The sequence below is a fragment of the Pedobacter hartonius genome (assembly GCF_900107535.1).
GTDB classification, from domain to species: domain Bacteria; phylum Bacteroidota; class Bacteroidia; order Sphingobacteriales; family Sphingobacteriaceae; genus Pedobacter; species Pedobacter hartonius.
Genome location: NZ_FNRA01000015.1, coordinates 20,289 through 33,191 on the forward strand (window position 1 = coordinate 20,289; position 12,903 = coordinate 33,191).

Below are 12,903 nucleotides of genomic sequence, written 5' to 3' on the forward strand. Positions count from 1 at the left end.
AAACCGGAGAATTGTGCCTACTTTTGAACGCATTCAAACCTCTTGAAACGTCAATCAGCAAATGAAATTATCGCTAAAATATAATCCCGTTCCTTTCATCAGGGAAAATTACAAGATCATTTTCAGCTATATCTTCACCTTGTTTTTTATAGGTCTGGCCATATGGTTTATTCAGCATGAGCAGGCAGAGCTGCAGCAGGTAAAACATCTGGTGATCACCTCTAAATGGGATTGGATAACCCTGGGTGTAGCATTGAGCGTGGTGTATGTATTTGTGCACGGAGAAATGTACAGGGCATCCTTTGCCGCAGTTGGCAGTACAGTAGGGCTGATCGATGCCACCATGTTATATATGAAAAGAAATTTCATCAGTGTGTTTTTACCCGCTGGTGGAGTTTCTTCTCTTGCCTTTTTCAGCGGCAATATCGAGAAAAGCGGAGTCAGCAAGTCGCAGATCAATTTTGCATCTTCCATCTACGGTTTTGTAGGGATTCTCTCTGTAGTGGTGATCGCCGTTCCCGTTTTTATTTATGCGATCTTTGAAGGGAGCATCGGTGCGGGAGAATGGTTTGGCCTGGTAGCTGTGTTTGCCCTGATCGGCGGTGTTTACCTCATCTACCGTTCTATCGCGTTGAACGGTAGGTTCTACCGGTTTATCGTCAGATATATTCCGGTGGTAGACGTATTTCTGGCGGAATTCAAAAATAACAAGATAGAACGGAAAAGTTTCATCAGGACTTTTCTCTGGAGTATGCTGATCGAGATCTTTGGGGTCCTGCATATTTATATAGCCATGCTGGCACTCGGCATCCAGCCTTCAGTGCTGATTGCAACGGTTAGTTATGTGGTAGGGGTAGTGTTCCTGATCATTTCTCCATTTCTGCGCGGCCTTGGTGCTGTTGAAGCATCAATGACCTTCATGCTGATCAGGATGGGATACACCGAAGCTGCTGCAGTTTCCGTGACCTTCCTTTACCGCTTCATGGAATTCTGGATACCTTTGTTACTGGGCGCCCTGAGTTTTCTGGTGAAAATCAATAAGCTGCTGATGCGTATTGTTCCGGCCCTGCTGATCCTGGTGCTGGGCATCGTCAATGTGGTGTCTGTATTAACGCCAGCTATCCATGAAAGGCTTGTTTTCCTGAAGAACTTCCTCCCCGTATCAGCCATTGCAGCTTCCAACTATTTTGTTCTGGTGGCAGGATTGTTCCTCCTGGTCACTGCGGCATTTATGCTCAAAGGACTAAAAATGGCCTGGTACTTTGCCATGGGCCTCTGTTTGTTATCATTAATCGGTAACATGACCAAAGCGATCGACTATGAAGAGGCCACTTTTTCGGTAATCGTGATCATCGGCCTGATCGCCTCCAGGAAAGAGTATTACGTAAAACATAATTCAAAGCTTCGCTATCTGGGTATTCAAACAACCTTACTCAGTGTGGCGGCCGTAGTGCTGTATGGCACGTTAGGCTTTTATTTCCTCGATGCCAAACACTTCAATGTCGATTTCAGTTTCCTGCAGTCCGTTCGTTACACACTGGAAAACTTTGTGCTGATCGGTAATGATGACCTGCTGGCACAGGATTCTTTTGCCCAGGGGTTTTTGTATTCGATCAATTTCAGCGGTTTCCTGTCCCTTGCTTTCCTGGTCTACACGCTGATCCGTCCTTATATCCTCAAGGAAACTACGGATGAGGAAGAATTTGAATGGGCCAGAAAACAACTTGATCTGTATGGCAACTCTGCCATGGATTACTTTAAAACCTATCACGATAAGCTGATCTACCGTGCGGAAGAACTGGAAGGATTTATTTCTTATCGTATTTCAGGAAACTTCGCCGTAGTACTGGAATCGCCGGTTACGGCACCGGAGAATCTGGCGGTTTTTATCAGGTCATTTGATAAATACTGCTTTGAGAGCGGAATGAAAAGTTTCTACTACCGCGTAGCGGAAGAAACACTGGAACCATTTATCGCCTGTGGCAAGAAGAAATTGTACCTCGGGCAGGAAGGCGTGGTAGACCTGAACACGTTTACGCTGGACGGCGGAAACCGCAAGTCTATCCGTAATGCACTGAAAAAGGTAAGCGAGAAAGGCTTCAAGAGTAAACTTTACACTGCACCTGTAAAAGACGGGCTGCTCCAGAAAATAAAATCCGTTTCGGATGAATGGCTTGCTGATACCGAAAGGGAGGAGATCGTATTCTCGCAGGGGATGTTCGACTGGGATGAACTGAAGAAACAAACGATCATCACCGTAGAGAATTCGGAGGAAAAGATTGTGGCTTTCTTGAATGTAATCCCCGATTATGCCAAAGGCGAAGGAACTTATGACCTCATCCGGAAAACACAGGATGCACCAAACGGAGTGATCGACTTTATCCTCGTGGAGCTGTTCAAATACCTGAAAGCTGCAGGCCGCAGTTCGGTTAACATCGGTTTTGCGCCCCTGTCAGGATTGGATGATCCCAAAAACCTGACCGAGCGTTCCATGAAATTTGCCTATGAAAAAATCCGCTCTTTCTCTCATTATAAAGGACTCAGGGATGCCAAGGACAAATTTTCACCGGAATGGCACAATAAATACCTGGTTTATGACCAGGATTATGATCTGATCCAGGTTCCTGCTGTTTTAGCAAAAGTGATCAGGCCTTAGACTGAAAGATCATGCAGGATCTGTTGTGAAATGATCTTTTTTTAAGAAGACTGTAGTTAAACTCCCGGATTTTTCCTGAAAATGCTATTTTATTTTATTGATGCAGGCTTTATGCGTTTGCTAAATGGTATAAGCTTTCTAAACAGATGCATGTATTTATGTTGGCTGCATGTTTTTGCATTTTATTATTTAAAATATGCAAGAATTGTCATTTATAAATCCATATATTTAAAATATCAACGTTTAAAAGGATTTATTGCTGTTCTCTGCGGTTTTAATTCCCGGATTACCGGCAAGTCCATATACCAGATTTTTAAAATGAACAATCAAATCTCAAAATTAGCAGGGATAAGCAGCGCTTCCACAAGGGTCATTGCCGGTTTAATGTCAGGAACATCATTGGACGGGCTTGATATCGCCCTGTGTGAATTTAGCGGCTCCGGATTGAACACCCGGCTGAAAGTGCTCCATTTTATTACTTTTCCGTATAAAGAAGCATTCAAGGAACAGCTGAAATCAATTTCTTTTAAAGGCCAGGTAAGCCTGCAGCAGGTGACGCTGCTGAATGCCCTGATCGGAACGTATTCTGCAGAGCTGATCCTGGAAGCGCTGAAGAAATGGGACTACCCGGTTGACGCTGTAGACCTGATCGCCAGCCATGGCCAGACAATCTTTCATGCGCCTTTTTCCCTTCATCAGCAAATTCCCTTTCCTGATGCCACCTTACAGATCGGAGACGGGGACCATATCGCGGTAAAAACAGGCATCATCACCCTGAGTGATTTCCGGCAAAAACATATTGCTGCCGGTGGTGAGGGTGCACCACTTGCCGTTTATGGTGATTACCTCTTATTTTCAAGTCCTGATGAGAACAGGATCCTGCTGAACATCGGCGGTATTTCCAACTTTACCTATCTGCCTGCCGGAAGGGACGCCAATCACGTTTTTTCTACCGATGTTGGTCCCGGAAATACGATGATGGACCAGTTCATACAATTGCATTATCCCGGAAAATATTATGACCAGGATGCTGCTGTCGCGAAAACAGGAAAGGTGAATGAGGCACTGGTAGCAGCACTGATGGACAACGACTTTTTTGCTGATCCTTTTCCCCGCACCACAGGACCGGAGCTGTTCAATATCGCCTATCTCCGTGCTGCGCAAAAACAATCAGGACAGGAAGCCCTGGCACCTGAAGATATACTCGCTTCACTGTGTGAGTTTACTGCCAGAAGCATCATTGCTGCAATCAGGACTTCGATCGGTGATCAGCCTTTCGCTGTTTACCTGAGCGGAGGGGGGATGCATAACCCGCTGCTGGTAGATAAACTTACCGCAGGACTGGGCTTTGAACTTAGGAATACTACAGCGCTCGGAATAAATCCGGATGCCAAAGAGGCGGTTCTTTTCGCCCTGCTGGCGAATGAATGTGTGGCCGGTGGCGATACAGATTTTGGTGCCAGGCAGGGAATCCCCAGTGTAACCATGGGGAAAATAAGCCTTCCTTATTAATATATCAATCCACAAGACAACCTATCAAATCAATCAAAGTATGAGAAAAACTTTACTCAACCGACCCTGCCAGCTCGCTCTTCTGCTGGTCTTAATGTTCCTGTTCCACGCAGGTTTGGGAGTTGCCCAAACCCGCGATTATACCATAAAAGGTGTAATTACGGATGCAAGAACCAATGAACCGATCCCGGGTGCCACCGTAAGGATCAGCAATGCCAGTGGCGGCGCTGTAGCAAGCCGCGATGGCGCTTACCAGATCAGTACCAGCCTGAAACCCGGAAAATATCAGCTTACCTTCAGCTTTATCGGGTATTCACCGGTGCTGAAAGACATTGTGCTGGGGGGCAGCCCTTTAGTTACGCTGGACGCAAAGATCGCTGAAGATTACCTGCGGTTAAATGAGGTTGTCGTAACAGGAACCTCGGTAGCCACAAGCCGTAAGACACTTGGAAATGCCATTGCTACGGTAAATGCAGGAGATATTGCCAACAGCTCGGCCACCTCAATAGATCAGGCACTGGCGGGCAAGATATCCGGCGCGCAGATCACCCAGAATTCAGGAAACCCTGCAGGAGGGATCAGTGTAAGGCTCCGCGGTACAAGTACCGTTGCCGGATCCGGTGACCCGCTGTATATCGTGGATGGAGTGATCGTCAACAATAACTCTTCGGAACTGCTGGATCTGGGCGGCTATTCCCAGAACCGTATGGTAGACATCAATCCCAATGATATTGACCATATGGAGATCATCAAAGGTGCTGCCGCTGCCGCGATCTATGGATCGAGGGCAAGTAACGGGGTAGTGCAAATCTTCACCAAGAAAGGTAAAATAGGGAAAACACAGTTTAACTTTTCTTCACAGCTGAAAGTAAGCGAGCTTAGAAAAAAGCTGGAAGTGAATACTTATCCATTCCGCTTTAACAATACGCTGGCTACCGATCTGACGCAAACAGCAGTTAGCCGTTACGATTACCAGGATGATATTTTCAGGACTGCCATCGGAACGGAAAATAACCTGTCTGTTTCGGGTGGAACAGAAAATACACAATATTATGTAAGCGGTAACTTCCTCGGTAACCAGGGAATCATCGATGCTACCAATTTCAGAAGGGCAGGTGTCCGCGCAAAGATCGATCAGAAACTGAATAACTGGCTGAAGATGTCCATCGGTACCAATTATATCCTGAGTACAAGTAATGAAGTTCCAAACGGTGGTATCAATGAGGCCTATGGTGCATTGACAGGTTTTATTTTCTCCAATAACTATATTAATCCTTATCCTGTTAATGGGGTGTACCCCTCTCTGTCTACCGCTATTGCCAGAACCAACCCGCTGGAGGCGATCAACAGGTTTGACTTTCAGCAGCGTACCAGCCGCTTTATCGGAGATTTCCAGCTGATGGCCAACCCGGTAAAAGGATTGAACATCAACTATGTCCTGGGATATGATAATGCCACGCAAATTGGTACAGGATACATCCCGGTGGGCAATACTACGCCAAGTTACAATACAGGTTATTCAAGAAGGGCAGATCAGACCACCTTCCTGGTGAATAACGATTTGAATATCTCTTACCAGACTAAAATAAATGACTGGCTGGAATCTACTTCGGGCATTGGCGGTACAGCACAAAGTCAGAAAACATACCAGACAAGTATTACGGCTACTTTACTGGGCCCGATTGGCCAGACAATCAATAACGGGGTTTCTGTTGCCTCTGAATACCGCAGTGACGTGAATATCCTGGGTGCTTTTGCGCAGCAGACTTTTGGCATCCTGAACAAATTCTATATCACCGGTGCAGCACGTTATGATGAGTCGTCTGTTTTTGGTGAAAAATTCAGGGGCCAGTTCTACCCCAAAGTAAGCGGCAGTTATGTGATCTCCAATGAGAAATTCTGGACCGACTCAAAGATCTCCAATGTGATCTCCAGCTTTAAGATCCGTTCATCATACGGACAGGCAGGAAATTTAACGGCAATCGGGGCTTATGATAAAACCACATCCTACGTTCCTGTAAATGTTTCAGGACAACCTTCTGTAACATCGCCCACATTACTGGGGAACCCGGATATCAAACCGGAACGCCAGACAGAGTTTGAGGTGGGTACAGACATGAGCTTTTTCAAAGACAGGTTAAGCCTGGAATTCAGTTACTACAAAAAGGATGTGAAAGACCTGATCCTGCTCGCCAGCCTGGCACCTTCTGAAGGTTACCTGAGTCAGTACCTGAACATCGGGACGATGACCAATAAAGGAATCGAGCTGATGGTAAGGGGAGTACCCATCCTCAAGGATAATTTCAGGTGGAACGTAACGGCAACTTATTCAAGGAACCGCAACCAGATCAATGACATCCCGGGCGGAGTGTTACTTTTTGCCGGTGGTTTCAGCCAGGTAGCTGCTGTGGACGGACAACCCTTAGGTACGTTTTATTCCACCTATTTTGCACGTAACGCCGATGGCTCACTGCTGCTGAATGCAGCCGGTTTGCCTACAACAGAGAAAGTTGGCCGTGACGCCAACGGACAGCCTTCGGGAGCAACACTGAAAAAGGTGATCGGTGACCCTAACCCGGACTGGATAGGCTCCCTGATCAATGAGTTCAATATCGGTAAACACTGGTCGTTCCGCACACAGTTTGACGCTTCTATCGGTGGTGATGTGTTTAACTTTACAAAACGGGTGGGCGACCGGGATCTTTACGGAGGACTGGTTGGTTACGAGAAGGAGCTGAAAGGTGAGGTGCCTAAAGGTACGTCGGCCGCGGAGTTTGCGATCTTTGAAAACTGGATCGAAGATGGTTCTTATGTGAAACTGAGAGAAGCTTCAGTAAGTTATGAGTTTAAACCAAAATTCCTGAAAACCGGAAGTATGCGGTTCAGCCTTGCAGGACGTAACCTGCTGTCGTTTGATAGTTACAGTGGATATGACCCTGAGGTAAACGCGGCAGGACAAAGCTCTGCGGTCCGCGGGTTCGACTTCGTGGAAGTGCCGATCCCGAGAACGATCGTTGCAGGTTTTAACATCACTTTTTAAGAATTCTTCAATTTAAACAACATGAACAAAAGATATAACCCCATAAAATTCACCCTTTTAGCCAGCCTGCTGCTTTTTGCGGGAAGCTGTAAATTGGATACGGTGAACCTGAACGCACCCGCGGAAACGGACGTGCTGACAACAAGAGAAGGAATCATTGGCTTAAGTGTGGGCCTGAGGCAGTTCAATTCCACCAATGGTATCAATGCTGCGTATTTTTATCCTGCGGTAACCTCGAGAGAACTGCAGGGAGTAGCCAGCTTTACCAATGTACTGGAACTGGAAGCGGGCGGAACGGCCCTGCCAACCGCAAACGGCAATATCCTGACGTTATGGTCCAACATGCAGCGCATGATGACCATGAGCCAGAATATCATTGACAATGCACCTAAAGTCAGCACCCTCACCGGCGGCCTGCTCTCGGGGATCATCGCCAATGCAGAACTTTTTAAAGCGATAGCCCTGGGTAACCTGGCCGTTTCCTTTGAACAGGCGAATATCAATACAAGTACTACCGAAAAAGTGACGTTCGTGCCAAGGGCGCAGGTATTGGCAGAGGCCATACGCCTGCTGGATGATGCAATTGCGAGAACCAATACCACACCTCCAACTGCGGAATTCACTACGCTGGTGGCCGGCTCAAGGTTTGACCTCAAAAGCGTGTTGTACGCCTTTAGTGCCAGGTATAACCTGATGGCAGGCAATTATGCCGCGGCATTGCTGAGCGCCAATCTGGTAGACCAGACAAAGGCAAATGCATATGAGTATAACGCGCAAAGTGTAAACCCGATATGGAACAATATCAATACCCTGAAGTATTATACTCCAAGGGCAGGTTTTGGACTGCCTGCAGGACTTTTTGAGGCAGGCGACCTCCGTCTTAACTTTTACGTGAGTATAGTGGGAACGGTGCGTACGCTGACAGGGTTTGGCGCTACACAAACAGCAAACGTTCCGGTTTACCTGCCTGATGAGATCAAGCTTGACAAAGCAGAAGCAATGCTGAGAACCGGCGGCTCACTGACGGACGCACTTGCGCAGATCAATGCGGTAAGAACGCAGGCATCGGGAGATCTGTTTGGTGTGAATGCCGGTTTGCCGGCATACAGCGGTGCAGTTACACAGGCAGACCTGCTGGTGGAGGTGTACCGTCAGCGTTGTGCAGAGCTGTTCCTTACCGGGCAAAGATGGGAAGACTCGCGCCGTTTTGGCCGTCCGTTTTCGCTGACCGATTTTACGGAACGTAACCGGAATTTTTATCCTTATCCGGATCAGGAGCGGTTGAATAATCCGAATACTCCGGCTGATCCGGCGATATAGTTGAGGTTTTCCCTGGCTTCGCTGAAAAATAAGGTATGCTATATCGATGCTGCCGGCTGCTGAAGCGCAGCCGGAAAGGCATCGATATAGCATACCTTATTTTTTTTAGATCATCCAATGCATGATGGCCGGTCAGATTGCATACCAGCACAATGGCTGTTCCAGGTTACTGCAGCATGATGGCTGTTCTTATGCAAAGAATCTGTGATGATACATTTATGATATGATCATTTTATATATTTAAAAACAAATACCAACCAGATGAATAAAAGAACTGCCTGCTTTATTTTAGGGATACTTTTCGGCAGTGCCGGAACATTATCCGCTCAAAACAGCCATCAAAATAATCTGCTCTGGCTGAAAAATGAGCAGGATGCAGAGAAAAATTCGGTCATTATCCAGAATGAAAAAGGATTGGTGCCGATTATTGGCCTGGAAGAACTCGCTGCCGCAAGTATCAATCTGGGCTCGGCCAACAGTGCCGTGTTCAATTCCCTGCTGAACAGGTATGTTAAAGTAGATACGCTGAGCGGTTATCCCGCTTCGGATATTAATGGCTATGCGCATTTAAATGACGATCTTAAACTTTACCGCACGGCAATTTTCCAGCTTTCTGATGCCACGGTATATGACCAGCGCCTGCTCGGTTTTCTGCAGGAAATGGAAAAAACAAAAACGGTGGTGATCGCTGTTTCAGGGAAAAAAGACCATACGGATTTTTTTAAATCTTTAAATGCACCGGTAGTATGGTGTAAGAACGGAACTCCTGAAGGGGCTGCCGTGCTGGCGCAGCTGATATTTGGCGGGATCAGTCTGGATCAAACGGCTATCCGCCTGAAATATACCGTACCGGAAGATGCCGGTGTGAACAGGGCCGATCTGGATAGCATTGCGGTGGTGATGAAAGAGGCAATCGCTGCAAGTGCCGCACCGGGCGGCGTGGTGATGGTATTGAAGGACGGTAAAGTGATCTATGACCAGGCCTTTGGAAAACATACGTATACCGGTAACAGGGAAATGCGTACCACCGATATTTTTGATATGGCCTCGCTCACGAAAACTTCTGCCACAACGCTCGAAGTGATGCGGCTGGTGGAAGAAGGAAAGCTTGGGCTGGACAGTACCATCAGTAAGTATATTGCCAGAACCAGGAGCATGGCCGACAAAAAAGATATCCTGGTGAAGGAAGTGATGCTGCACCAGGCAGGATTTACGCCTTTTATCACTTTTTATACACAGCTGAAACCGGGTGACATGAGTACGCTGAAGTCTGATAAATATCCAACTGAGGTGGCAGATAACTATTTTATCCGGGCAAACTACTACCAGGAGGTCATGTGGCCGCAGATGCTGGCCGATAAGGCGCTGACCAGGGGCAAGTTTGTCTATAGCGACCTGAGCATGTACTACATGAAAGAGATTGTAGAAAAGGTGGCTGCAACGCCCCTGAATATGTATACAGATCAGAATTTCTACAAGCCCCTGGGTATGCAGACTGCCGGGTTTCTGCCGAGGGAGCGTTTTGCAAAAGACAGGATCGTTCCCACAACGGAGAATGACAGCTGGTTCAGGGACATGCTGGTGCAGGGTTTTGTAGATGATCCGGGAGCAGCTATGGCAGGAGGGGTAAGCGGCCATGCCGGTTTTTTTGCTTCAGCCAATGATATGGCTATACTGTACCAGATGCTGCTCAATAAAGGCAGTTATGGCGGTAAGCAATATTACAAGCCTGCTACGGTGACTGAGTTTACATCGGGACAATCAAAAGTGAGTCGCAGGGGGTATGGGTTTGACCGCAAGGACCCCGATCAGGCTAAAGGTTATCCTTCTTTTTTAGCTACGTCACAGGTATTTGGCCACACTGGTTATACCGGTACATGTGTTTGGGTAGATCCCTCCTGTAATCTGGTGTATATTTTTTTATCCAACAGGGTTTATCCTGATGCGAAAAAGAACGCATTGCTCACGCTCAGCATCAGGGGCAGGGTGCAGGATATCATTTACCGTGCCATACAAAAAGGAAAACGTTAAAGCAGGGTAACCGCTTTGGCATATTGACTTAGATGAGGGTGTTTTGGCTCCAGGTCTGTGATCACGTAGTTGATCGCATTCAGGTTGCAGACCTTCATCTTATGAATGGAATTTATTTTTTCGGCAATGCTCATGACTGCGGTTTTTTCGGCACAATTGATCATTGCCTTTTTGATCTGGATCACCTCCCAGTCGGAGTCTGTGATGCCATCCTGAAGGGAGATGCCATTGGTTCCCATGAAACAAAGATCGGCCTTGATGTCCGATAATTGATTGATCACCTGCGCACCCACGCAGATCTGTGAATTCTTAGCCAGTTGCCCGCCAATAAGGTGTACTTCAAGATTGGAATGTTCGGTAAGTTCGAGTGCCAGCAGGGGGCTTACGGTGAACAGCGTACAGCTCAGGTTTTCGGGAACCATCCTGGCCATCTCGATCATCGTCGTGCCGCCGCCGGTCAGGATCACCATGCCGTTCTGTATCAGTTTAAGTGCCTTCCTGGCAATCTCTTTTTTTCCTTCCCTGGCGTAAACTTCATTTTGCTGAAATGGGTAGTGGAATGATTTGGAGATGGCCCCGCCATATACCTTAAGTATTTTCCCTGCTTCGGCCATCTCATTCAGGTCCCGCCTGATGGTATCTTCCGAAACGTCAAGCTGCCTGCTCAGATCAGCCGAAAGCACCTTATTATGAATGTTTATTTGTTTGATAATATAGGCTTGTCGTTCGTCCTTTAGCATTCAGCATTAAAATTTATGTACTCAAATATATCGAAAACAAAAACTGATAATGATAACATTAATATCATCTTGCATTTTTACATTCAGGTTTTAAAACATTCTTTACATTTAACTGTCCTTAAGCATATACCACAAGTGTATGCTTATTTAGAAGATGCGAATAAATATTGAATTATGCAAAAAAGAATAGTGATCATAGGCGGGGGATTTGCCGGTATCAACCTCTCCCTTGAACTTGGAAAAAATAAACATTATCAGGTTACGCTTGTAGATAAAAACAACTATAATTTCTTTCCGCCGCTGATCTATCAGGTGGCTACGGCTTACCTCGAGCCATCCAGTATCAGCTATCCCATACGCAAACTCTTCAGAAGTAAAGACAACCTGCATTTCAGGCTGGGAGAATTACAAAAGATCATCCCTGAATCAAAACAGATTATACTGAACAATGGAACGCTGGATTATGATATGCTGGTTTTCGCTACCGGGGCAGAGACGAATTACTTTGGGATGGAAAACGTAAGAAAACATGCCATTCCAATGAAAACCCTGAGTGATGCTATCCAGATGCGCAACAGGCTGCTCACACATTTTGAAGAAGCGACCATCTCCACAGACAAAGAGGAGGTGAGGAAAATGCTGACGATCGTTGTTGCCGGTGGCGGGCCTACGGGCGTGGAGATCTCCGGCATGTTCGCCGAAATGCGGCACAGGATTATGCACAAGGATTATCCAGAGCTGAAAAATACGGGAGCACAGATCTATCTGGTGGATGGTGGTGCTGCCTTACTCAAGCCGATGAGCAGGAAATCCCAGGACCATACTTTAGAATCACTTACCAAACTGGGGGTTAAAGTGATACTAAACAGTCACGTAAGTGATTTTGCAAACGATCAGGTGATCTTTTCTGATGGTACACAGATAGCCACCAAAAACCTGATCTGGGCGGCCGGCGTAAGTGCAATGCGTTTCGATGGAATACCCCCGACCAGTTATGGCCGCGGAAAAAGGTTAATGGTGGATGCCTTTCACCAGATAGAAGGCCTTCCTGATATCTATGCCATTGGAGATACCTGTATCCAGTCCGGCGATCCTGCTTATCCTGAAGGACATCCGCAGGTGGCACAGGTTGCTATCCAGCAGGGAGTAAGCCTGGCTGCTAACTTTAAACGCCTGGCTGAAAACAAAGCCCTCCGTTCTTTTGTGTATAGCGACAGGGGAAGTATGGCCATTATAGGCAGCAATAAGGCCGTGGTGGATCTCCCGAAACCAAAGTTACACCTGCGTGGTTTTATCGCCTGGTGTGCCTGGTTATTTATCCACCTCTTATCGCTGATCTCCTACAGGAACAGGATCAATACGCTTTATCACTGGACGGTGGCCTATTTCTCAAAAGACCAGAGTTTACGGATGATCATCAGGCCTGTGGATATCCCCAGTGTTGACGATGAGCCGGTGCCGGAAGAGAAAAACAGTGCTGGATAAACGCCTTTGCAGACCGGTATTTTACAGTGTGCTACGTTAATATTTACAAAGAGGTACATTAAATTGACGTTTAACAGGTGATTTTTGCTTAAATTATAAATAGTTTTGTGGCCAAATCA

At 46.7% G+C, this 12,903-nt stretch carries 7 protein-coding genes; 6 read left to right on the forward strand and 1 reads right to left on the reverse strand.

Annotated elements, in window-relative coordinates:
- Window positions 1-61 precede the first annotated feature (61 nt).
- The 5 genes from BLW16_RS20620 to BLW16_RS20640 all read left to right on the forward strand — a co-directional run bounded on the left by BLW16_RS20620 (window position 62) and on the right by BLW16_RS20640 (window position 10,559).
- Complete coding sequence (locus BLW16_RS20620) at window positions 62-2,656, forward strand: phosphatidylglycerol lysyltransferase domain-containing protein (protein ID WP_090559776.1); 2,595 nt, start codon at window positions 62-64, stop codon at window positions 2,654-2,656.
- 318 nt (window positions 2,657-2,974) lie between these two features.
- The gene (locus BLW16_RS20625; RefSeq protein ID WP_090559850.1) at window positions 2,975-4,168 is read left to right on the forward strand and encodes an anhydro-N-acetylmuramic acid kinase; all 1,194 of its coding nucleotides are present in this window, start codon (window positions 2,975-2,977) and stop codon (window positions 4,166-4,168) included.
- Window positions 4,169-4,208: 40 nt separating this feature from the next.
- Window positions 4,209-7,208: a SusC/RagA family TonB-linked outer membrane protein gene (locus tag BLW16_RS20630; protein ID WP_175470669.1), complete on the forward strand. Its 3,000-nt coding sequence runs from the start codon at window positions 4,209-4,211 to the stop codon at window positions 7,206-7,208.
- A gap of 21 nt (window positions 7,209-7,229) precedes the next feature.
- Window positions 7,230-8,528 (forward strand): RagB/SusD family nutrient uptake outer membrane protein, encoded by a 1,299-nt coding sequence (locus BLW16_RS20635; protein ID WP_090559778.1) that lies wholly within the window; start codon window positions 7,230-7,232, stop codon window positions 8,526-8,528.
- A gap of 261 nt (window positions 8,529-8,789) precedes the next feature.
- A complete protein-coding gene (locus tag BLW16_RS20640; protein ID WP_090559779.1) occupies window positions 8,790-10,559 on the forward strand; it encodes a serine hydrolase domain-containing protein in 1,770 nt (589 codons plus the stop codon).
- Here the strand turns inward: BLW16_RS20640 and BLW16_RS20645 are convergent.
- On the reverse strand, window positions 10,556-11,299 hold the full coding sequence (locus BLW16_RS20645; RefSeq protein ID WP_090559780.1) for a DeoR/GlpR family DNA-binding transcription regulator: 744 nt from the start codon (window positions 11,297-11,299) through the stop codon (window positions 10,556-10,558). The genes BLW16_RS20640 and BLW16_RS20645 overlap by 4 nt on opposite strands.
- A 174-nt stretch (window positions 11,300-11,473) precedes the next feature.
- Here BLW16_RS20645 and BLW16_RS20650 point away from each other — a divergent pair, with 174 nt between their 5' ends.
- Complete coding sequence (locus BLW16_RS20650; RefSeq protein ID WP_090559781.1) at window positions 11,474-12,784, forward strand: NAD(P)/FAD-dependent oxidoreductase; 1,311 nt, start codon at window positions 11,474-11,476, stop codon at window positions 12,782-12,784.
- Window positions 12,785-12,903 lie beyond the last annotated feature (119 nt).